We start from the raw sequence: 22,664 nt of genomic DNA, 5'->3' as shown, positions 1-22,664 counted from the left end.
GCGCTGTTGCACATCACGGGGCAGATCGAGACGCCGTACCTCGACCGGGATCTCGCGTACATCCACGAAGCACCCGACCAGTTGTCGATGCTGGACGCGATCTCGAAGGCCGCGTTCCGCGTGCGCACGGTCGAAACCGTGCTGCCGACGATCCGCGAAGCCGTACGCATCGCGCAGACCGCGCCGACGGGCCCCGTGTCGGTCGAGATCCCGATCGACATCCAGGCCGCTGAGATCGAATGGCCGGAAGACCTGGAGCCCGCGCACGTCGCGGTGCGCGAGCACGACACGGCCCGCGTCGCGAAGCTCGCCGACGCACTGGCGGCCAAGCGCCGCCCGCTGCTGTGGCTCGGCGGCGGCGCGCGCCACGCACGGGAGGAAGTCGAACGCCTCGTGAAGCTCGGCTTCGGCGTCGTGACGAGCGTGCAGGGCCGCGGCGTGTTGCCCGAGGATCACCCGGCGACGCTCGGCGCGTTTAACGTGCATGCGTCCGTCGAAGCGTTCTACAAGACCTGCGATGCGCTCGTCGTCGTCGGTTCGCGCCTGCGCGGCAACGAAACGCTGAAGTACAAGCTTGCGCTGCCGCAGCCGCTGTTCCGCGTCGATGCCGACGCGCTCGCCGACAACCGCGGCTATCGCAACGAGCTGTTCGTGCATGGCGATTCGAAGCGCGTGCTGGCGGAGCTGGCCGACCGGCTCGAAGGCCGCCTGTCGGTCGACCCGCAGTTCGCCGCCGATCTCGCGGCTGCCCGCGAGCAGGCGGTGGCCGACGTGTCGAAGGGCCTCGGGCCGTACAAGCAGCTCGTCGATACGCTGCAGGGCGCGGTCGGCCGCGACTACAACTGGGTGCGCGACGTGACGATCTCGAACAGCACGTGGGGCAACCGCCTGCTGAAGATCTTCGAGCCGCGTTCGGGCGTGCATGCGCTCGGTGGCGGGATCGGCCAGGGCATCCAGATGGGGATCGGCGCGGCGCTCGCGGGCGCGGCGGCGAAGACGGTGTGCCTCGTCGGCGACGGCGGCCTGATGGTCAACGTCGGTGAGCTCGTGACGGCCGTGCAGGAAAACGCGAACGTGATGATCGTGCTGATGAACGACCAGTGCTACGGCGTGATCCGCAACATCCAGGACGCGCACTACGACGGCCGCCGCTGCTTCGTGCAGCTGCACCAGCCCGATTTCGCGCAGTTCTGCGCGAGCTTCGGCCTCACGCACTACCGGATCTCGTCACTCGACGACGCTGAAGCGATCGTGCGCGAAGGGATGGCGAAGGCAGGCCCGGTGATGGTCGAGGTCGACATGCTGTCGGTCGGCTCGTTCGCATCGAACTTCGCGGGCCCGCCGGTGAAGAAGGACGAAACGCCGTCGGAGCGCCAGTATGCGTAACGTCCACGCACCCGTCGACGTCGCGATGATCGGCTTCGGTGCGATCGGCGCGGCCGTGTACCACGCGGTCGAGCACGATGCGTCGCTGCGCATCGCGCACGTGATCGTGCCGGAACACCAGTGCGCGGCGGTGCAGGGCGTGCTGGGCGGCGCGGTGGAGGTCGTGTCGTCGGTCGACGCACTGGCCCGCCGCCCCGAGTTCGCGCTCGAATGCGCGGGCCACAGCGCGCTCGTCGATCACGTCGTGCCGCTGCTGAAGGCCGGCACCGACTGCGCGGTCGCGTCGATCGGCGCGCTGTCCGATCTCGCGCTGCTCGAGGTGCTCGCACAGGCGGCCGACGAAGGCGACGCGACGGTGACGCTGCTGTCCGGCGCGATCGGCGGGATCGACGCGCTGGCGTCCGCGAAGCAGGGCGGCCTCGACGAAGTGCTGTACGTAGGCCGCAAGCCGCCGCTCGGCTGGCTCGGCACGCCCGCCGAGGAACTCTGCGACCTGCGTGCGATGACCGAGGAAAAGGTGATCTTCGAAGGCAGCGCGCGCGACGCCGCGCGCCTGTATCCGAAGAACGCGAACGTCGCGGCCACCGTCGCGCTCGCGGGCCTCGGCCTCGACGCGACGCACGTGCGCCTGATCGCCGATCCGGCCGTCGCGCGCAACGTGCACCGCATCACCGCGCGCGGCGCATTCGGCGAGATGTCGCTGGAAATGAGCGGCAAGCCGCTGCCCGACAACCCGAAGACGTCCGCGCTGACGGCGTACAGCGCGATCCGTGCGCTGCGCAACCGTGCGGCCCGCTGCGTGATCTGACCGGGCCATAGAAGGTCCGCCCGCGCCACGGCGAGGGCGGACGTGCAGAGACAGATTTGTGGGACTTGTGACATGACTCCTTTCGATACGAGCCTCGTACCCGACGGCAACATCCTGATCGGCGGCGAATGGCGGCGCGGCCGTGGCGCGCCTTTCGCGAGCATCTATCCGGCCGACCAGTCGCTGAACATGGAAGTGTCGACCGCGAATGCGGAAGACGCGGCCGAAGCCGTCGTAGCCGCCGACGCCGCGTGGCGCCGCGCCGACTGGGCCGGGCTGAAGCCGCACCAGCGCGCGCAGGTGCTGTACCGCATCGCCGATCTGATCATGCAGCGCCACGAAGCGCTCGCGAACCTGCAGCGCCGCGACAACGGCAAGCCGATCGCCGAGACGCGCGTGCTGGTGGCGAGCGCCGCGAACACGTTCCGCTATTTCGCGGCATGCCTCGAAACGCTCGACGAGGAACTGACGCCGTCGCGCGGCGACTACCTGACGATGAGCGTGTACGAGCCGATCGGCGTGATCGCGGCGATCACGCCGTGGAACTCGCCGATCGCGTCCGATGCGCAGAAGCTCGCGCCGGCACTGGCGGGCGGCAACGCGGTGGTGCTCAAGCCGGCCGAAGTCACGCCGCTCGTGTCGCTCGCGCTGGCGCGCATCTGCGAGGAAGCGGGCGTGCCGAAGGGCGTGCTGAGCGTGCTGCCGGGCAAGGGCTCGGTGATCGGCGACGTGCTGGTGCGTCATCCGCTGGTGAAGAAGGTGTCGTTCACCGGCGGCACCGAAGTGGGCCGCGGCATCGCACGCATCGCGGCCGAGAAGCTGATGCCCGTGTCGCTCGAACTCGGCGGCAAGTCGCCGACCATCGTCTGCGACGACGCCGATCTCGATCATGCGGTCAACGGTGTGCTGTACGGCATCTTCAGCTCGTCGGGCGAAGCGTGCATCGCGGGCTCGCGGCTGTTCGTGCAGCGCGCGGTGTACGACGAATTCATGAAGCGTTTGGTGGCCGGCGCACGCAAGCTGCGCGTGGGCGACCCGACGCGCCCCGACACGCAGATGGGGCCGCTGATCACCGCGAAGCATCGCGAATCGGTGGAGCGCTATGTGGCGCTCGGTCTCGAGGAAGGCGGCCGCCTGCTGTGCGGCGGCGAGCGGCCGTCGGGCGACGGGCGCGAGAACGGCTTCTTCTATCAGCCGACGATTCTCGAAGGCCTGCCGAACAGCGCGCGCATCTGCCAGGAAGAAATCTTCGGCCCCGTGCTCGTCGCGATGCCGTTCGACGACGAAGCGTCGCTGATCGCGCAGGCGAACGACAGCGTGTTCGGCCTGGCGGCCGGCATCTGGACGCGCGACTACAAGCGCGCGTGGCGTATCGCGCGCGCGCTGGAGACGGGCACCGTCTGGATCAACACGTACAAGCTGTTTTCGATCTCCACGCCGTTCTCGGGCTGGAAGGAGAGCGGGATGGGGCGCGAGAAGGGGCGTCTCGGCATCCGTGAGTACATGCAGCAGAAGAGCCTCTACTGGGGCTTGAACGACGCGCCGCTGCCGTGGGCGAACTGAGCGAAGGGGAATGACGCAATGAGCATTTTGGGAATCGAGCAGATCACGTACGGCGTCGACGACCTCGCGACCTGCCGGCGCTTTTTCGCCGACTGGGGGATGAAGGAAGTCTCGCACGACGACACGCACGCGCGCTTCGAGACGCTGAACGGCTGCACCGTGCTGGCCGTCAAGGCCGACGATCCGGCGCTGCCGCCCGCGTTCGAAGCGGGCCCGACGCTGCGTGAAGTCACGTGGGGCGTCGCGACGCAGCAGGAACTCGACGCGCTGCGCACGAAGCTTGCCGGCCAGCCTGGCTATTACGCGCAGGACGATGCGGTCGGCTGCATCGACCCGAACGGGATGGCGATCCGCATCGAAGTCACGCGCAAGCGCGAGCTCGACATCACGGGCTCGCCGTCGAACGTGTGGGGCCAGACGCTGCGTGTCGACCAGCCGAGCCCGATCTATGCACGCGCGGAGCCGGTCGAGGTCGGGCATGTGGTGTTCTTCACGAACTGCCTCGACGCGCAGGAAAAGTTCTATCACGAGCTGCTGGGCTTCGAGACGTCCGACCGTTACCCGGGTCGCGGCGCATTCATGCGCTGCGCGCCGCACGGTGGCCACCACGACCTGTTCCTGCTCGCGCTGCCGAACGGCAAACGCGGCCTGAACCACGTGGCGTTCACCGTGCGCGACATCCACGAGGTGTTCGGCGGCGGCATGCACATCGACCGCTGCGGCTGGGAAACGCAACTCGGCCCGGGCCGTCACCCGGTGTCGTCCGCGTACTTCTGGTACTTCCAGAATCCGGCCGGCGGCCTGATCGAGTACTACGCGGACGAAGACATGCTGACGCCCGAGTGGCAGCCGCGCGAGTTCGAGCCGGGCCCGACCGTGTTCGCCGAGTGGGCCGTCGACGGCGGCCTCGACGGCAACACGCGCCGTCAGAAGAACGCGAAGGCGCCGGAAGGCAAGTTCATGACGGAGCGGAAATCATGAGCGAAGGGAACGCACAGGCGCAGGCCGCGCCCGGCACGGTCGTCGTGATCGGCGGCGGCCAGGCCGCCGGCTGGGTGCTGAAGACGCTGCGCGCGGAAGGCTTTGCGGGCCGTCTCGTGATGATCGCGGACGAACCGCATCTGCCGTACGAGCGCCCGCCGCTGTCGAAGGCCGTGCTGGCCGGCGATGCCGATATCGAAACGGTGCGCGTCGTGCGTCCCGACGAATTCGACGCGCTGAACGTTGAAGCATGGCAGCCGGAGCGTGCCGCATCGATCGACCGCGCGCGCCGCGTCGTGACAACCGAAAGCGGCCGCGAGATCGAATACGACCGGCTCGTGATTGCGACCGGCGGCACGTCGCGCCGCCTGCCGGACGCGCTCGTGAAGACGCCGAACCTGCATTACCTGCGCACGCTCGACGAAGCGGCCGCGCTCGGCGAGAAGCTGCGTGCGAGCCAGCGCGTGCTCGTGATCGGCGGCGGCTGGATCGGCCTCGAAGTCGCGGCGACCGCGCGCAAGCTCGGCGTCGAAGCGATCGTGGTCGAAGGCGCGCCGCGGCTGTGCGGCCGCTCGGTGCCGCAGATCGTGTCGGATTTCCTGCTCGACCTGCATCGCGCGAATGGCGTCGACGTGCGGCTCGGCGCGGCGCTCGCCTCGCTCGACGCGCAGCCGGACGACGCATCGAAGGTGCGTGCAACGCTCGCCGACGGCACGACGATCGACGCCGATTTCGCGGTGGCCGGCATCGGCCTCGCGCTGAACGCGTCGCTCGCGAGCGATGCGGGGCTGGCGATCGACGACGGCATCGTCGTTGACGAATTCGGCGCGACGAGCGACCCGGCGATCTTCGCGTGCGGCGACGTCGCGAACCATCACAACGGCTGGCTGAAACGGCGCGTGCGGCTCGAATCGTGGGCCAACGCGCAGAACCAGGCGATCGCGGCGGGGAAGGCCGTGCTCGGCGTGCGTGCCCCGTACGCGGAGATTCCGTGGTTCTGGTCGGATCAGTACGACGTGAACCTGCAGATCCTCGGTGATCTGCCGGCCGAAGCGCAGCTCGTCGTGCGCGGCGATCTTGCCGCGCGCCGCGCGACGCTGTTTTTCGTAGGCGAAGGACATGTGAGAGGTGTCATCGCCGTCAACAACGCACGTGAGCTGAAGCTCGCGCGCAAGTGGATGAACCAGGGCCGGGCAGTGGATACGGAAGCCCTGGCAGACACGACCAAGACACTGGCCTGACCGGGCGACGAGACACAGGAGACACCCCGCATGAGCACTTTCGACAACGTCGTGGCCGGTCGCGCCACGATGGAAGCTGCCGCCTCCACGCCCGGCGCGATCATCGCGCGGCTCGAGCGGCTTCCGGCCAACGCGATGCAGATCCGCGCGCGCGTGCTGATCGGCGCCGCGACGTTCTTCGACGGCTTCGACGTGATCACGATCGCGGCGACGTTGCCGCTGCTGATTCACAAATGGGGGCTGTCGCCGACGCAGATCGGCCTGCTGATCGCATCCGGCGCGATCGGCCAGTTGATCGGCGCCTTCCTGTTTCCCGCGCTGGCGGAGAAGCACGGCCGCGTGAAGGCAATTGCGTGGAGCTCGGCCGTGATCGGCGTCACGAGCATCGCGTGCGGCTTCGCGCCGACCTTCGAGATCTTCGTGCTGCTGCGGATTTTGCAGGGCCTGGGCCTTGGCGGCGAGCTGCCGGTTGCCGCGACGTACATCAACGAGATCACGCGCGCCCATGGCCGCGGCCGCTTCGTGCTGCTGTACGAGATCGTGTTCCCGATCGGCCTGCTCGTGTCGATGGCGCTCGGTGCGTGGCTCGTGCCGCGCTTCGGCTGGGAAATCATGTACTTCGTCGGCGGGCTGCCGCTGATCCTGTCGCTCGTGCTCACGCGCCTCGTGCCGGAATCGCCGCGCTGGCTCGCGTCGCGCGGGCGGCTCCCGGAAGCCGGGCGGGCGGTCAGCGTGTTCGAAGCGTCGGTGCGCGGCGAGCTGCCGCCCGTCACGCAGGCGGCCGCGTTCGACGAGATGGTGCGTCAGCATCCGAAGCGCAAGATGAGCGACCTGTTCAGCGCCGCGTATCGCAAGCGCACGCTCGCGGTGGCGACGTTGTGGGCGACCTGCGGGTTCATCCAGTACGGGCTGTCGACGTGGTTGCCGACGATCTACAAGAACTTCTATCACGCGCCGCTGCAGCTCGCGCTGAACCTCGCGGTGATCGGTTCGGTGATGGGCGTGCTCGGGTCGCTGGCGTCGGCGCTGCTGGTCGACAAGCTCGGCCGCAAGCCGGTGATCGTGTGGTCGTTCGTGCTGTGCGCGCTGTCGCTGGCGTTCGCGGGCTTCTATCACGCGTCGTCGGTGTATGTCGTGTCGATCTTCTGCTCGCTGTCGCTCGGGTTGATGGCGTCGGGGTTCATTACCGCATACGTCTATACGCCGGAGCAGTATCCGACGAGCATCCGCGCGTCGGGCTGCGGGCTCGGCAGCGCGTGGCTGAAGATCGCATCGTTCGTCGCACCGATGGTGGTGCCGCACGCGATCATCGGCGGCAACCTCGCGCCGGCGTTCTACCTGATCGGCATCGTGCCGCTGATCGCAGCGGTGACGGTGCACTTCGTCGGGATCGAGACGAAGGGGAAGGTGCTCGAAGCGCTGGAGGCGTAAGCGCGGCCGGTTGGCGGTAACAACTGAGGTGAAGAGGCCCGGGCGATGATCTCCGGGCCTTTTTGTTTTGCGGTGATCCGGGGTGCCGCGGTGGGGCGGTTCGTGCGAATGAACGAAATGGCCGGCTGGCGGCTTGCGTGTTCTAATTCACGATCCTGTTTTTCGACCGACTGTCGCCATGCCTCTGTTCGAACCTGTCACGCTGGATACCTCCCGCCTCGTCCTGCGACCGCTACGCGAAGCGGACGCACATGCGTTCTTCGAAATCTGGTCGGATGCGGAAGCGATGCGCTATTTCTCGTTTTCGCCGATGACGCATGTCGAACAGGCGGTCGAGCGCGTCGCGCGCAACGTGAAGACGTCCGCGAGCGGGCAGGACCTGATCTGCGTGCTCGAACTGCGGGAAACCGGCGAAGCGCTCGGCGAATGCGTGCTGTTCCATGCGAACGAGCAATGCCGGCGCGCGGAGATCGGCTTTTGCCTGCGGCGCCAGTACTGGAGCGGCGGCTACATGCGCGAGGCGGCATCGGCCGTGATCGATCATGCGTTCGGCACGTTGCGGCTGAACCGGCTCGAAGCCGATATCGATCCGCGCAACGTCGCGTCGGCGCGGCTGCTCGAACGGCTCGGCTTCGCGCGTGAAGGGGTGTTGCGCGAACGCTGGATCGTCGGCGACGAAGTGTCGGACAGCGCGCTGTACGGGTTGCTGGCGAGCGACCGGCGCGCGTGATGCAGCCGTCGGCGGATCACTTCACGGCAGGAACGATCGCGAACGCGTCCACCTCGACCAGCACATCCGGGCGAAACAGCGAAGCCACGCCGACGAGCGCGCTCGCGGGCGGGCAGGCGGTATTGACCCACCGGTCGCGCACCTCGCGAATCTGCGGCAACAGGCTCGAATCGAAGTCGCGGACGTAAATCGTCAGCCGCGCGACGGACTCGAAGCCGACCCCCGCGGCGCGAAGCGTGCCGGCGATGTTGCGGAACACCTGGTCGAGTTGCGTCGCATGATCGATGCCGACCACGGTGCCGTCGGCGTCGAACGGAACATGCCCGGACAAATACGGCGGCTGGCCGCCTTCCACGAGTACGGCCTGCGAAATGCCGGGAATCGTGGCGCCAGGGGGATTGATTGCACGCAGCATGCGGTGCTCCTCTCAGGTTGATGCGGCTGTTCGGGACGGTCGGCGGTGGTCCGCCGCGTTCGATTCACAAGGTTGGCCGGCGATGGCGCGACGCGCTCACAGTCGAGCGAGCCGGCCCTCGACCTGTTCTTTCCCGCGTAGCGCCGCGACCCAGCGATCGGGCAGCGCGTGCTCGCCGTACAGCGCGCCGGCGAGGCTGCCCGCGATGGCCGCCGTCGTATCCGTGTCGTTGCCGAGCGCGATCGCGCGCTTCACGCAATCTTCGTAGCTGTCCGTCGACAGCAGGCAATGGATCGACGACCAGAAACTGTCGACCACGTAACCGGAGCCTTGCGGCGCATCGAAGCGGCCGTCGAGCACGATCTTCAGTTCAATTTCGTCGGCCGTGCCCGCGTAGCGCGCCAGCAGTTCGTCTTCGGCCGCGCGCACCGCGTCGGGAGCAGGCTGGCCATCGACGAGCCCCATCGCCGCCAGCGCATATAGCGCACAGCACAGCTGCGAGCGCACGTGGCCGTGCGTAACGACGCTCTGCTTGCACGCGAGCCGGATCGCTTCGTCGCGCGATGCGGCGACCATCACCACCGGAAAGCAGCGCATCAGCGAGCCGTTGCCGTTGTCGCGTTCGTCGCAAGGGCCGGCAACGGCTGGCGCCGTGCCGGCCGCCAGCGCGTGCAACGCACGCTGCGTTTGCAGGCCGACGTCGAACACGCGGCCATCGGGCGTGAAGGCGCCGCGATGAAACCAGTCCTGCAGGTTGCGGGCGAACGTATCGAGGTTCAGGTCGCGGTCGTCCGACAGCGCGTCGAGCAATGCGAGCGCCTGCGCGCCATCGTCGCTCCAGGTGCCGGGTGGAACACCATCGTGTGCGCGCGCAAAGCCGGGCGGCGGCGTCATGTCGATCGCAGCGGCCGGCGGGATCGACGCGGCGTCGTGGAATTCGTACGGTACGCCCAGCGCGTCGCCGATCAGCAGGCCCAGCAGGCCGCCGCGCAGGCGGGATCGTCGGTTCGGAATGGCAGTCATCGGACAGGGGGCGGATTGGCGGCTCGCGCCGCGGAATATCGTGCAGCCTAGACCAATCGCCTGCGCGTGCCTAGCCGATGCAGCGTCGCCGATGCGAACGAATGCCGCATGGCCCATGCGCGCCGGTGAACTAGAGTCGAACGGTAGCCGATGACACGACACCGGGAAAACAAGCGCATGGCGAAGAAATTTCCGCTGCATCCCGTGCATCCGGAGCGGATCTGCTGGGGATGCGACAACTACTGCCCGACGCACGCGATGCGCTGCGGCAACGGCTCCAGCCGTACACAGCACCCGAGCGAACTGCTCGGCGACGACTGGTATCGATACGGCGACTGGGGCATCGAAGGCGTGGATGCCGACAACGAATCCGAACCCGCTATCGAAGCCGGCGGGCAGTCATAGCGACAAGTTGCCTCACCCGGGTGCGTCCGTTTTCTTGATCTGCATCACGGTTGCGAAACCCGTGCCGAAACATCATGAATAAAGATGCATGCACAACGCATCTTGAGGCGGGCGGGATGCCGGTGGCCAGGAACTTGCGTTCCGCCGCCGATCGCGCCGACCCGCGCCCCCATGATCGAGAAAGGAGAGCACCGTGTTTTGCTATCAATGCGAACAGACCGACCGGACCGGCACACGCCCCGGCTGCGCATCGGCGAAAGGCAACTGCGGCAAGGATGCAACGACGGCCGACCTGCAGGACCTGCTGGTCCACGCGGTGAAGGGCATTGCGCAATACGGCGCGATCGCGCGAGCGATGGGCGCACCGGATCGCGACGCCGACCGGTTCGTGCTTTACGCGATGTTCACGACGCTCACCAACGTGAACTTCCATGCGGCCCGTTTCGTCGCGCTGCTGCGCGAAGCGGCACAGATGCGCGACCGCGTGAAGGCCGCATGTGAAGCGCGCGCGCGGGCGGCGGGCACGGTCGTTCCGGCGCAGCACGGGCCGGCGATGTGGCAGCCGGCGGACGATCTGGCCGGCCTGCTGGAACAGGCCGCGCGCGTCGGCGTGGACAACGGGCTCGACGAGGTGGGCGCGGACATCGTCGGCCTGCGCGCGCTGGTGCTGTACGGGCTGAAGGGCGTGTGCGCGTATGCGCATCATGCACGGGTGCTCGGCTACGAGCGCGACGACATCTACGAAGGCATCGAGGCGGCGCTCGCGTTTCTCGCGCGCGACCCGGACGACGTCAACGCGCTGCTCACGCAGGCACTCGACCTCGGCCGGCTGAACCTCACGGTCATGGAACTGCTCGACAGCGCGAACACCGGCCGTTTCGGCGCGCAGCGACCGACGGCCGTGCGCGTGTCGCCGGTGGCGGGCAAGGCGATCCTCGTGTCGGGCCACGATCTCGGCGATCTGCACGCGCTGCTCGAACAGACGGCCGGTACGGGCATTCACGTGTACACGCATGGCGAGATGCTGCCGGCCCATGCGTATCCGGTGCTGAAGGCGTTTCCGCACCTGGTCGGCAACTACGGCGGCGCGTGGCAGGATCAGCAGAGCGACTTCGCGCATTTCCCCGGGCCGATCCTGATGACGTCCAACTGCATCATCGAGCCGATGCCGCAGTACCGGCAGCGGATCTTCACGACGGGGCCGGTCGGCTGGCCGGGCGTGCGCCATCTCGAACATCACGACTTCTCGACGCTGATCCGCGCCGCACAGGCGCTGCCCGGGTTCCCGGCCACGGCGCCGGAGGAGACGATTACGGTCGGCTTCGGCCGGCATGCGGTGCTTGGCGTCGCGGACAAGGTCATCGATGCGGTCAAGGCCGGACAGATCCGCCATTTCTTCCTGATCGGCGGCTGCGACGGCGCGGCGCCGGGCCGCAACTACTACACCGAGTTCGCGGAGCAGGCGCCCGACGATACGGTCGTGATGACGCTCGGCTGCAACAAGTACCGCTTCAACCGGCACGCATTCGGCGATATCGGCGGCATTCCGCGCCTGCTCGACGTCGGGCAGTGCAACGACAGCTACTCGGCGATCCGGATTGCGACGGCGCTCGCCGACGCATTCGAATGCGGCGTGAACGACCTGCCGCTGTCGCTCGTGATCTCGTGGTTCGAGCAAAAGGCGGCGGCCGTGCTGCTGACGCTGCTCGCGCTCGGCCTGCGCAACATCCGCCTCGGGCCGACGCTGCCGGCCTTCGTGACGCCGGGCGTGCTGGCGGTGCTGGTCGAGCAATTCGGCATCCAGCCGATCGGCGACGCGGGCACCGACCTGGCCGCGTCGCTGGCGCGCCAGGCCGCTTGAGCGGGATCGTTCGATGACTTATCGCATCGAGATCACGACACGCGACGGCGAGCGCTTCGGCTTCGGCTGCGACGGCGAGCAGGATCTGCTGTCGGCCGCGGCCGACGCCGATATCACGCTGCCGTCGCAATGTCGGCGCGGCAGCTGCGGCGCCTGCCAGGCGACCGTCGTCGATGGCGCGTACGAGATGCAGCCCGACAGCGCCGGCGTGCTGCCGGCCGGCCAGCGGGGCGCGGTCCTGCTGTGCCGGACCCGGCCGCGCGGCGATCTGCAGGTTGCCGCGCCGTACGACCGCACCAAGGTGCTGCTGCATCCGGTGCCCGTGCGCACCGCGCGGATCGCTGCGCTCGAGACGATCGCGGCCGATACGATGCGCGTCGAGCTGCAGATCGAGCCCGACGACGCGTTCGGGTCGGCCGCGGAGTTCGAGCCCGGTCAGTTCGCGGAACTCGAGGTGCCGGGCAGCGGTGTGCGCCGCCCGTATTCGCTCGCGAACACGAGCAACTGGGACGGCCGCCTCGAGTTCCTGATCCGGTTGCGGCCGGGCGGCTGGTTCTCGACGTATCTGCGCGAGCGTGCGCGTCCGGGCGATCCGCTGACCGTGCGCGTGCCGATGGGCGGCTTCGGACTGTTCGCGGACAGCCTGCGGCCACGCTGGTTCGTCGCGGGTGGCACGGGGCTCGCACCGATCCTGTCGATGCTGCGGCGCATGGCTGAATTCCAGGAGATGGTCGACGCGCGGCTGTTTTTCGGCGTCAATCAGGAAAGCGAACTGTTCATGCTCGACGAGCTGGCGCGATTGCAGGCCGAGCTGCCGCGGTTGCGCGTCGATCTGTACGTATGGCGACCGGACGAGGAGTGGGGCGGGTTGAGTGGTACGCCGGTCGACGCGTTGCGCATGGCGCTTGCGGAGGCGGGTGCGTCGCCGGATATCTACGTATGCGGGCCGCCGCCGCTTGTCCAGGCGGTGCGGGATGTGGCGACGGTGGCAGGCGTGCCCGATGCGCAGTTCGCGAGCGAGCGTTTTACCGTTTGATGCCGGAGCCCGTAGCGGCACGAGTGACTTGCCGGATTCACGGCGCGAACGTACTCTTGGTCGACACCATCCTCCCTCGGCAGGTGCTCGACCATGCAAGCCCATCCTCTGCGTCTTTCCCCCGGCGACGACCTGCGCGCGTCGATCGAGCAGGCATTGCGTGAGCACGACGCGCACGCGGCATTCGTGATCCAGGGCATCGGCAGCCTGAGCGTCGCGCAGTTGCGTTTTGCCGGGGCCGACGTGCCGACCGAGTTGCGCGGCGACCTCGAAATCCTGACGCTGGCCGGCTCGGTGTCACCGGATGGCGCGCACCTGCACATGTCCGTTTCCGACGTGGTCGGCCGCGTGTCGGGTGGCCATGTGGCCAGCGGCTGCATGGTGCGCACGACCGCCGAGATCCTGCTGGCCGTGCTGCCCGCGCATCGCTTTGCGCGCGAGCCCGACCCGCACACCGGCTTCAACGAACTGGTGATCCGCCGCGAGCCGGGCGGCGATGCCGAGTGAATGACGCGAAGCGGCGCTAGAATCGCCGGTCATTCGAAGCTTTTCCGCCATTCACGCTTCCGCGAGGCCACCATCCATGGATGATTCCGAAATCGAACAAAAGGTGTGGGACATCGAGCGCACCTGGCTCGAGGGCGCGACGCCCGAGCAATGGCACCGCTTCGCCGCGCGCTCCAACTACGACGGCAACGGCCGTGCGCTGCGCTGGCTGCTCGACAACCGCAACATCGATCGCGCCACCGCGTTGCTGATCTACTGGAATCTCGGCGCCGCGTGGTTCGTGCAGTACGCGAACGAAAGCGACCTGGGCGACGGGTCGTATCAACTGGACACGTTCCGGCTGGTGCGTGAAATCGAGCAGCGTTATGCCGATGGCTACTACGCCGATCACGGGATCTGGTTCGATCCGCACGACTTCGACGGCGCGGGCCCGGACGACTATCCGGACGTACCGGTCGCGCGGCCGGTGCCGGCACTGATGCTGCAGCCGACGAACGGCCGCGAGTATGTCGATCTCGACGAGGCGGAAGGGTACGACGAAGGCTTGCCGTTCGACGTCGTCGAGCGGATTTCCGCGCTTTACGACTGACCGCGCTGCGATTACCTGTCGGCACCGCATAAAAAAATGGCGCCGCGGGCATTCAGCCTGCGACGCCATGGCGTGGTGTGCTGCGACGTCAACCGCCCGCCGCAGCCCGCTCCGCGTGCTTACATCTGCACGGTGTCGGCCACTTCCTTGAAGTCTTCGATCTGGTCGAAGTTCATGTACTTGTAGATCTGGTCGCCGTTCGCGTTGAGCACGCCCATGTCGGCCATGTACTCTTCCTTGGTCGGGATCTTGCCCAGACGCGAGCAGATCGCCGCCAGTTCCGCCGAGCCGAGATACACGTTCGTGTTCTTGCCGAGACGGTTCGGGAAGTTACGGGTCGACGTCGACATGACCGTCGCGCCTTCGCGCACCTGAGCCTGGTTACCCATGCACAGCGAGCAGCCCGGCATTTCGGTACGCGCACCGGCCGTGCCGAACACGCCGTAGTGGCCTTCTTCGGTCAGCTGCTTCTGGTCCATCTTGGTCGGCGGCGCGACCCACAGCTTGACCGGAATGTCGCGCTTGCCTTCGAGCAGCTTCGACGCGGCACGGAAGTGACCGATGTTGGTCATGCACGAGCCGATGAACACTTCGTCGATCTTCGCGCCTGCGACGTCGGACAGCGTCTTCACGTCGTCCGGGTCGTTCGGGCACGCGACGATCGGCTCGTGGATGTCGGCGAGGTCGATCTCGATGACGGCCGCGTACTCGGCGTCGGCATCCGGCGACAGCAGTTGCGGGTCGGCCAGCCACTGTTCCATTGCCTGGATACGGCGCTGCAGGCTGCGCGGATCCTGGTAGCCCTGCGCGATCATCCACTTCAGCAGCGTGATGTTGCTGTTGAGGTACTCGATGATCGGTTCCTTGTTCAGGTGGACCGAGCAACCGGCTGCCGAACGCTCGGCGGACGCATCCGACAGCTCGAATGCTTGCTCGACCTTCAGGTCGGGCAGGCCTTCGATTTCGAGGATGCGGCCCGAGAAGATGTTCTTCTTGCCTTGCTTGGCGACCGTCAGCATGCCTTGCTTGATCGCGTACAGCGGGATCGCGTTGACGAGGTCACGCAGCGTGACGCCCGGCTGCATCTTGCCCTTGAAGCGGACCAGCACCGATTCCGGCATGTCCAGCGGCATCGTGCCGGTGGCGGCCGCGAACGCGACCAGGCCCGAACCTGCCGGGAAGCTGATGCCGATCGGGAAGCGCGTGTGCGAATCGCCGCCGGTGCCGACGGTGTCAGGCAGCAGCATGCGGTTCAGCCACGAGTGGATCACGCCGTCGCCCGGGCGCAGCGCAATACCGCCGCGCGTGCTGATGAAGTTCGGCAGCGTCTGGTGCGTCTTCACGTCGACCGGCTTCGGATAAGCGGCGGTGTGGCAGAACGACTGCATCACGAGGTCGGCCGAGAAGCCGAGGCACGCGAGATCCTTCAGTTCGTCGCGGGTCATCGGGCCCGTGGTGTCCTGCGAGCCGACCGAGGTCATCTTCGGTTCGCAGTACGTGCCCGGGCGCACGCCCTGGCCTTCCGGCAGACCGCATGCGCGGCCGACCATCTTCTGCGCGAGCGAGAAGCCCTTGCCGCTGTCGGCCGGCTGGTGCGGCAGGCGGAACAGCGTCGACGGCGCGAGGCCCAGTGCTTCACGTGCCTTCGCGGTCAGGCCGCGGCCGATGATCAGCGGAATGCGGCCGCCGGCGCGCACTTCGTCGAACAGCACGTCGGACTTGACCTGGAATTCGGCGATCACGTTGCCGTCCTTCAGCGCCTTGCCATCGTACGGGCGCAGTTCGACCACGTCGCCCATTTCCATCTGCGACACGTCGAGCTCGATCGGCAGCGCGCCGGCGTCTTCCATCGTGTTGTAGAAGATCGGGGCGATCTTGCTGCCGAGGCACACGCCGCCGAAGCGCTTGTTCGGCACGAACGGGATGTCTTCGCCGGTGAACCACAGCACCGAGTTGGTGGCCGACTTGCGCGAGGAGCCGGTGCCGACCACGTCGCCCACGTAGGCGACCAGGTGACCCTTTTCCTTCAGCGATTCGATGAACTTGATCGGGCCGCGCTTGCCGTCTTCTTCCGGCGTGATGCCCGGGCGTGCGTTCTTCAGCATCGCCAGCGCGTGCATCGGGATGTCCGGGCGGGTGGTCGCGTCCGGGGCCGGCGACAGGTCGTCGGTGTTGGTTTCGCCCGTCACCTTGAACACGGTGATGGTCAGGCTTTGCGGCACTTCCGGACGGCTCGTGAACCATTCGGCGTCGGCCCAGCTCTGCAGCACGGCCTTCGCGTGCACGTTGCCCTTGTCGGCGAGTTCCTTGACGTCATGGAACTGGTCGAACATCAGCAGGGTTTTCTTCAGTGCGTCAGCGGCCACGGCAGCGACGGCTTCATCGGACAGCAGCTCGATCAGCGGCTGGATGTTGTAGCCGCCCAGCATCGTGCCGAGCAGTTCGGTCGCGCGTTCGCGCGAGATCAGCGGGCAGGCGGTCTCGCCCTTGGCCACGGCGGCCAGGAAGCCGGCCTTCACGCGGGCGGCTTCGTCGACGCCTGCGGGCACGCGGTGGGTGATCAGGTCGAGCAGCGTCTGCTCTTCGCCGGCGGGCGGGTTCGTCAGCAGTTCCACCAGTTCGGCGGTCTGCTGAGCCGTCAGCGGCAGGGGAGGAATACCGAGCGCGGCGCGGGCGGCCACGTGAGCACGAAAGTTTTCAAGCATGGGGAGACCTGCTGATATTGCGTTTGAGGGGAAGGCCTTGCCGGCACTCCGGGGCTGTTCCAGGCACTGCTTTGCAGCGGGATTCTAATCTCAATGCGCTTTAACGTCAAATGTCTTATGTCTTATATAAGAGTTGATGATGGCGCACGGGAAAGCGAGGTGGCGCGGGGGCGTCGGTCGTTTCGGACGTGTCGCGGAGACTCGGACGGGCGTGCGGGCGGGCGTCGTGTCGCGGGAGGTTCCGGCTGCCGCCGGGAGGCGCAGTGGGCGGTGGGGTGGCGGGATGCCCGACTGCGAGCCGGGATCGTCGGTCCGCATCAGGTGCCCCCGTCGCCGGCTTTGGCTGCCGCCATGTGAACTGGCGCGAACCGTTCGAGGCCGCGACCGGCGAGGTGCGCTGCCGGTAACGGAGCCCCGGGAGCCGGGTTGCCGGCGGCGCATATATCTGCACAAGCCGGCAAGAAACGTTACACACAGGCCGCTTTCGCGCGCCTACGCTCTATTTCACGCGACTTTCAATCAGGTTTCAACATGCGGAGCGAGCATCGGTGCATGCCGGCCGCCCCGTTCCGGAATGTCCTGGATGGTCGCGAGCCCTTGAATCCCGTCGATCCAGAACATGCGATCCAGAGAATCGATTGTCGTGGTGTTGTCGCTCGTCGCATCGTCGGTCGGTCATGCGGCCGCGACCGACGACGAAACGCGTGGCTTGGCCGGCAGTCCCGTTGCCCTGGTCTATCGCGGCCCGGCCGCGTGCGATGGCTGCCCGGAGACGATTGCGCAGCGCCTGCGGGAATCGGACCACAAGTTCCGGGTGATCTACGTCGGGCCGGCGGAGAAACTCAAGATCACGCCCGCTGTCCTGGCCGGCGCCGCGCTCTATGTCCAGCCCGGTGGCGGGCAGGACATCCCCGGTGCGGCGGCCAGCATCGGACAGCATTCGATCAAGGCCGTGCGGCAATACGTGTCGAACGGCGGACGCTATCTGGGCATCTGCATGGGTGCCTACCTGGCGGGCGACCCGGGTTTCGGGCTGGTGGCCGGCGAGTTCGACTCCGAGGTCGACCGGCCGGGCTCGACGCTTCACGGGATCGCGGACACGGTGACGCCAGTGGTCTGGCGCGGGAAAAAACGCTGGATCTACTTCCAGGACGGCGCGATGCTCCCGGCCGCCCCCGGCGCGGTCGTGCTGGCGACCTATCCGAACCGCGATATCGCGGCCGCGACCTATCGGTACGGCAAGGGGCGCGTCGGGCTCGTCGGCCCGCATCCCGAAGCCGACGAAAGCTGGTATCGCGAGAACGGACTCAAGAACCCGGACGGCATTCGGCCGGACATGGCCGACGACCTGATCAACGCGACGATGAAGCCATAACGGCGTGGATGCTACTTCCGCTTATTTCCGCCTGGCGCGATACGCGTCGAGGTTCTTCCGCGCCTGCGCGCGGATCGCGCGTTGCATGAAAGGCGTCCAGCCGAGCAGGGCGCCTTTCAGCCCCAGCGCCTGACGCGCCCAGCGCCACAGGTCGAAGCTGTCGCGATGCTCGACGATGCGTCCGTCGCGAAACCGGAACCGCGCGTCGATCCGGTTGACCACCATCCGGTCGGTTGCGGTAAAGCGGTAGTGAGCGATCCACTCGGCGCGCCCGGCCTGTTGATCCGCGGCGACGTCGCCGAACGTCAATGAAAAGTCCTGCGCCCGCGCGACCAGCATGCGCCACATGTCGCGTGCGAGGTCGCCGCGCAGCTCGCCGAATGCGGGATCGCTGAACACGACGTCATCGGCATAGCAGGCGAGCATCCCGTCGATGTCGCGCTGCTGGAACGCCGTATAGAAGCGCTGGATCAACTCGGTGTGTGGTTGGCTCATCTTTGGGTGTGTTGTCGTTGGCGATGAAGCGGGGTCTCGACGCGGCGGCCGGATGCCGGGCAAGCCACTGTAGCGGAAATCAAATGACCTGTCGCCGATGGCAGCGGCGGCGCGTAGCGGTCGCTCGCGGCTGTTCCACGGGCCGGTCATTTGACGGACAATCCGGCGCTGGAGGCCGATTGCGCGTCGACCTGAGCGCGCGCGTCGACTGCCGGGAACCCACTCATGACATTCCGCTTTGAAGCCCCGTTGCGGCGCACGTTTCTGCTCGCGCTGCTTGCTTACGCACCCCAGGCCTTCGCGGCAGGGCTCGACTGCGCGCAGGCATCCAGCCAGACCGAAAAAGCCGTCTGCGCATCGAACGACCTGCATCAGGACGACGGCAGGCTGTCGGTCTTTTACCGGAAACTGTCCGATGCATTGCCGCAGGGGCAGCGTGCTGCGTTGCGCACCGCGCAGCTCGGCTGGCTGAAGACCCGAGATCAATGCGGCGCTGATCACGGTTGTCTCGAACAGCGCTATCTGACGCGGATCGGCGACCTGCAATCGCAGCTCGCCACGGTGCTCGCCTATCGCCCCGACGCGGAAGACAAGGCTGCGCTCGACGACTTGCGCGCGCTCGTCGACCAGGCGCGCCGCACGGATTCAAGTTCGCCGGTCGAGAAAGTGATCGACCGGTTGCGGATCACGAACGGCGTTACGCGCTTTTCGAGCGACGCCAGCGACGCCAGCGACGGGCAGGGGCCGGTGTTGCCGACGGCGCGCCCCGGCGGCGTGACGGCCGACGAGTGGCGGGCGTTGAAGGCGTCGCCGAGTGGGGCGGACGATGCCGCGATGGGCGCCTCCTACACGCTGATCGATCTCGACGGCGACGGGCAGCGCGATCTGGTCGTCGAATCGGCATCGAACGGAACCGGGTTGTGGTCGTCGGTCGATGTCTTGCGCCGCAAGGGCGGCAAGTTCGAGGTATCAGGCGATTCGAACGAGTCGCTCGACCGCAGCCTTTACACGACGAATGGCCGCGGCGCGAATCAGGCGGGAGAATGGATACGCTTGCGCGGGCGCGTCTATGCGTTGTATCGCGACAGCCACTACGGCATGGACGAGTTTTACCTGCTGCGGCCGTTTACCGTCGTTGGCCAGGTGCCGAAACTGACGGTGCATTATCGTTACCGCCTGTCGGTGCCGATCGAGCAGCGCAATGAAGGCAAGGCCGGTTCGACAACGCTCGACGGCAAGCTGCATGCAGCGCTCGAACAGGCGCTGCACGACGTGAGCGACAGCACCGCGCGCGATGCGGGTTCCGACACGCCGCTGTGTCCGATTCCGCCGTCGGTGCAGGGCGACGATCGCAGCGAATACTCGAGCTACGGGCCCGGTCACTACGCGTACGAGATCGTCGGCGACATGGCGGTTCATGTCGGCGACACGTGTTACATCGGCCGGTTGATCGACTGGTTTGGCGACTACCGGAAGGATGGCCTGGTCGCGCAGCTGTCGATGCGTCTTCCCCGCGACGAGTCGGACCGCGAGCAGACGTTCAGCGTGAACGGCATCCGGACCGTGACATCCGTCGCGACATCGATCGAGAAAATGACCGTGAACAGCGGGAATTGATCCAGGCGCGCGCGGCTCCGGTTCAGTCGTCGTGACCCGAACGCGGCCGGCGCGTCAACCGACGCCTGTCAGCGATTCGCCAGCGCGACGTCCTGGTTGCCGCGCCCCGTCACCAGGCAGCCCGACATGAAGGCTTCGCCCTGGCTGCTGGCGGCTGCTTCGCCGAAGCCGCGGCCGAGCGCGTCGACCTTCACCTGCGCGGCGCCTTGTTCGCACGCGAGCGGGCTGGTGTCGCGGCCCTGCGCATGCAGGATCGCGCGATCGCCAATGAGATACGCCAGCAGTGCGAAAACAGCGATATGTACGGCTCGTCTCATGGTTCGTCTCCTCGTGGCTCAAGCGTAACGCGGACCGGTTTGACGAAGCACTTGGGGGTTCCCCCGGTAAACGTCTGCTGAAATGGGGAGCGCTGGGTGATCCTGTCCCGTTTTTCGTGGTTGGAGGGGGGAGGGAAAGCGCGGCTTCAGTGCGCGCGGCAGGCTAAACCGGACGGGCGGCGACGCATTCGCGCGACGGTTGCCGGCGCGACAGGCGTGCGATTCACGGGAGTTTGACGAATGTCAGGGTACGGACGGGAGGGGGCGGTCGCGCGGCCGTTCAAAGCGATAGCATGAATGCATGATTTGACGGAACGCGATCGCGGAGAAAGGCATCGGTTCCGGCAAGCAGGTGCGTGTTGAACATCGCTGTCGAATTAGTGAGGAATCCAAATGCTTAACGTCTCTTCCGTCCTGATCAGCCTCGCCCCGTTGTGGGCCATCCTGCTCGTTGCGTCTTCGGCCGCCACCTATTTCGTGTTCTGGCGCAAGGTCATCGATTAAGCGCTGCGTGAACGCCGGTGCGCGTGTGAGCGGCAACGCGCACATGTGTCGCACCGCACGTTGCAAACCCGGGGCGCGTCGGCGAACGAGCCCTCGACGCGCTGCCGCGCGTCATTCCGGTCATTGCACGGCCGTGACCGGCACATTCGAAATCCGCACCAGCCGGCTCATCACGCTGCGGCGGAACACCGACATCAGCGCATGCAACGGGTCGTGCCGCGGCGCGACGACCACGATCTCGTCGCACCCCGTCTCTGCCGCGACCGACGCGATCGTATCGGCCACCGGGCCCACCTTCATCACGACGCTGTACTTGACGCCGGCTTCCTGCAGGATCCGCTCGGCCATGGCCAGATCGTCGGACGCGAACTTCTCCTCGATCGAACGCAGCCGCGACAGCGGATGGTAGGCCTCGAGCCGCGTCGATTCGAGCGGTGCCTGAACGTTGATCAGCACGATCTCCGACGCGCACCGTTCGCGATACAGGAATGTCGCGTGGCGAACCGCCTGAAGCGAGCGGGGAGAGTGGCCGACCGGAACCAGCAGCTTGAGCATGAACGTTGTCCAGGAAACGAGATGATTCCAGCGTAGCGCCCCGCCGGGCCGAACGATCTAAAGAGAACGGGCGGCCGCGTAAAAATGTCGTTAACGCGTGCCGCCTCGTGGCGCGCCTAATAGAAATATAAGAAATTTAAGTTTATGCGCATAAACGATTTCATCGGCCGGGGCGGCGCGCGCGAAGCGGGGCCCGTCGCCCCGATTTAGTCGGAACCGCAATGAATCGCGGCGGAAAATATCGGAGGTCGCCGATCCGGCGTCGCGTAGAGTAGTGCATCGGCCGCGGCGCGGCCGCTCCCGGCCGGTTCGGGAGCGACCGCCGCCATGCGGCCCGCCATTCCATTCCGATTCCAGGAGACTCCGCATGCCGCACGGCGCCCCGCAGCTTCTCGCTCCCGCTTCCATCCCCGTCGACCCGATCGTGCGCCTGTCGGCGGGCGAGCTCGCGTCGGCGATCCGCAGCAAGGCCGTGTCGTGCGTCGAGACGATGCGCGCGTACCTCGATCACGTCGAGCGGGTGAACGGCGCGGTCAACGCGATCGTCGCGCTGCGCGATCGCGACGCGCTGCTCGCCGAGGCCGCGGAAAAGGATGCCGCGCTGGCGCGCGGCGAGTACCACGGCTGGATGCACGGGATGCCGCAGGCGCCGAAGGATCTGGCGATGACGAAGGGGCTGCGGACGACCTACGGCTCGCCGATCTTCCGCGAGAACGTGCCGCAGGCCGATTCCGTGGGCGTCGCGCGGATGCGCGCGGCCGGCGCGATCTTCATCGGCAAGACCAACACCCCCGAATTCGGGCTCGGCTCGCACACGTTCAACGAGGTCTACGGCGCGACGCGCAATCCGTACGACCTGACCAAGAGTGCGGGCGGCAGCAGCGGCGGCACGGCGGCGGCGCTCGCGTCGCGGATGCTGCCGGTGGCGGGCGGCAGCGATTTCGGCGGCCCGCTGCGCAATCCGGCCGCGTTCGTCAACATCTACTGCTTCCGTCCGTGGGCGTCGCGCGGATGCGCGCGGCCGGCGCGATCTTCATCGGCAAGACCAACACCCCCGAATTCGGGCTCGGCTCGCACACGTTCAACGAGGTCTACGGCGCGACGCGCAATCCGTACGACC

At 67.1% G+C, this 22,664-nt stretch carries 21 protein-coding genes; 15 read left to right on the top strand and 6 right to left on the bottom strand.

Annotated elements, in window-relative coordinates; all coding sequences use genetic code 11:
* The 7 genes from G3N99_RS13825 to G3N99_RS13795 form a co-directional block, all read left to right on the top strand.
* Positions 1-1,386 (top strand): thiamine pyrophosphate-binding protein (locus G3N99_RS13825; protein WP_206122656.1); only part of this gene is annotated, 1,386 nt, incomplete at its 5' end.
* Entirely contained in the window at positions 1,379-2,194 is an 816-nt protein-coding gene (locus G3N99_RS13820) for an aspartate dehydrogenase (protein ID WP_206122655.1), read from the top strand. The genes G3N99_RS13825 and G3N99_RS13820, both read left to right, overlap by 8 nt.
* A 72-nt stretch (positions 2,195-2,266) precedes the next feature.
* Entirely contained in the window at positions 2,267-3,757 is a 1,491-nt protein-coding gene (locus G3N99_RS13815; RefSeq protein ID WP_206122654.1) for an aldehyde dehydrogenase, read from the top strand.
* A gap of 18 nt (positions 3,758-3,775) precedes the next feature.
* Positions 3,776-4,738, top strand: a complete 963-nt coding sequence (locus tag G3N99_RS13810; RefSeq protein WP_206122653.1) for a VOC family protein — start codon at positions 3,776-3,778, stop codon at positions 4,736-4,738.
* On the top strand, positions 4,735-5,979 hold the full coding sequence (locus tag G3N99_RS13805) for an FAD-dependent oxidoreductase (RefSeq protein ID WP_206122652.1): 1,245 nt from the start codon (positions 4,735-4,737) through the stop codon (positions 5,977-5,979). The genes G3N99_RS13810 and G3N99_RS13805 overlap by 4 nt, the downstream gene beginning before the upstream one ends.
* A gap of 30 nt (positions 5,980-6,009) precedes the next feature.
* Complete coding sequence (locus G3N99_RS13800) at positions 6,010-7,410, top strand: MFS transporter (protein WP_174944268.1); 1,401 nt, start codon at positions 6,010-6,012, stop codon at positions 7,408-7,410.
* Positions 7,411-7,588: 178 nt separating this feature from the next.
* Positions 7,589-8,140, top strand: coding sequence for a GNAT family N-acetyltransferase (locus tag G3N99_RS13795; protein WP_174944271.1), 552 nt, complete (start codon positions 7,589-7,591; stop codon positions 8,138-8,140).
* A 16-nt stretch (positions 8,141-8,156) separates the two neighbouring features.
* Here the strand turns inward: G3N99_RS13795 and G3N99_RS13790 are convergent, their stop codons facing one another.
* Together G3N99_RS13790 and G3N99_RS13785 are read right to left on the bottom strand one after the other, a co-directional pair.
* A complete protein-coding gene (locus G3N99_RS13790; protein ID WP_206122651.1) occupies positions 8,157-8,555 on the bottom strand; it encodes a RidA family protein in 399 nt (132 codons plus the stop codon).
* A 96-nt stretch (positions 8,556-8,651) separates the two neighbouring features.
* Positions 8,652-9,578, bottom strand: a complete 927-nt coding sequence (locus G3N99_RS13785; protein WP_206122650.1) for an ADP-ribosylglycohydrolase family protein — start codon at positions 9,576-9,578, stop codon at positions 8,652-8,654.
* 177 nt (positions 9,579-9,755) lie between these two features.
* On the opposite strand from G3N99_RS13785, the gene G3N99_RS13780 reads away from it, so the two are divergent.
* From G3N99_RS13780 to G3N99_RS13760, 5 genes are all read left to right on the top strand, one after another.
* A complete protein-coding gene (locus G3N99_RS13780) occupies positions 9,756-9,983 on the top strand; it encodes a DUF3079 domain-containing protein (protein WP_174946678.1) in 228 nt (75 codons plus the stop codon).
* 193 nt (positions 9,984-10,176) lie between these two features.
* Positions 10,177-11,844 (top strand): hydroxylamine reductase, encoded by a 1,668-nt coding sequence (gene hcp, locus G3N99_RS13775; RefSeq protein ID WP_206122649.1) that lies wholly within the window; start codon positions 10,177-10,179, stop codon positions 11,842-11,844.
* Between the two features lie 13 nt (positions 11,845-11,857).
* Entirely contained in the window at positions 11,858-12,880 is a 1,023-nt protein-coding gene (locus tag G3N99_RS13770; protein WP_206122648.1) for an FAD-binding oxidoreductase, read from the top strand.
* Between the two features lie 93 nt (positions 12,881-12,973).
* Positions 12,974-13,387: a PPC domain-containing DNA-binding protein gene (locus G3N99_RS13765; protein ID WP_206122647.1), complete on the top strand. Its 414-nt coding sequence runs from the start codon at positions 12,974-12,976 to the stop codon at positions 13,385-13,387.
* Positions 13,388-13,463: 76 nt separating this feature from the next.
* Entirely contained in the window at positions 13,464-13,976 is a 513-nt protein-coding gene (locus G3N99_RS13760) for a DUF4274 domain-containing protein (protein WP_206122646.1), read from the top strand.
* Positions 13,977-14,095: 119 nt separating this feature from the next.
* Here the strand turns inward: G3N99_RS13760 and acnB are convergent, their stop codons facing one another.
* On the bottom strand, positions 14,096-16,681 hold the full coding sequence (acnB, locus tag G3N99_RS13755; RefSeq protein ID WP_206122645.1) for a bifunctional aconitate hydratase 2/2-methylisocitrate dehydratase: 2,586 nt from the start codon (positions 16,679-16,681) through the stop codon (positions 14,096-14,098).
* A gap of 619 nt (positions 16,682-17,300) precedes the next feature.
* Between acnB and G3N99_RS13750 the strand changes: the two genes are divergently transcribed.
* Positions 17,301-18,056, top strand: coding sequence for a BPL-N domain-containing protein (locus G3N99_RS13750; protein ID WP_206122644.1), 756 nt, complete (start codon positions 17,301-17,303; stop codon positions 18,054-18,056).
* Between the two features lie 21 nt (positions 18,057-18,077).
* Here G3N99_RS13750 and G3N99_RS13745 read toward each other — a convergent pair whose 3' ends face one another.
* Positions 18,078-18,551, bottom strand: coding sequence for a nuclear transport factor 2 family protein (locus G3N99_RS13745; RefSeq protein ID WP_174944306.1), 474 nt, complete (start codon positions 18,549-18,551; stop codon positions 18,078-18,080).
* Between the two features lie 225 nt (positions 18,552-18,776).
* On the opposite strand from G3N99_RS13745, the gene G3N99_RS13740 reads away from it, so the two are divergent.
* Positions 18,777-20,168 (top strand): lysozyme inhibitor LprI family protein, encoded by a 1,392-nt coding sequence (locus G3N99_RS13740; protein ID WP_206122643.1) that lies wholly within the window; start codon positions 18,777-18,779, stop codon positions 20,166-20,168.
* Positions 20,169-20,236: 68 nt separating this feature from the next.
* On the opposite strand, the gene G3N99_RS13735 is transcribed toward G3N99_RS13740, so the two are convergent.
* Positions 20,237-20,485, bottom strand: coding sequence for a hypothetical protein (locus G3N99_RS13735; protein WP_021161497.1), 249 nt, complete (start codon positions 20,483-20,485; stop codon positions 20,237-20,239).
* 624 nt (positions 20,486-21,109) lie between these two features.
* Complete coding sequence (locus G3N99_RS13730) at positions 21,110-21,544, bottom strand: universal stress protein (RefSeq protein WP_011354737.1); 435 nt, start codon at positions 21,542-21,544, stop codon at positions 21,110-21,112.
* 367 nt (positions 21,545-21,911) lie between these two features.
* On the opposite strand from G3N99_RS13730, the gene G3N99_RS13725 reads away from it, so the two are divergent.
* Positions 21,912-22,664: amidase family protein (locus tag G3N99_RS13725; RefSeq protein ID WP_241011621.1), on the top strand; the 753-nt coding region annotated here is incomplete at its 3' end.

The organism is Burkholderia sp. Ac-20392 (assembly GCF_017104585.1).
GTDB classification, from domain to species: Bacteria; Pseudomonadota; Gammaproteobacteria; order Burkholderiales; family Burkholderiaceae; genus Burkholderia; species Burkholderia lata.
The sequence above is the reverse complement of the archived record's forward strand: the minus strand, read 5'-3'. Positions and strand labels throughout refer to the sequence as shown.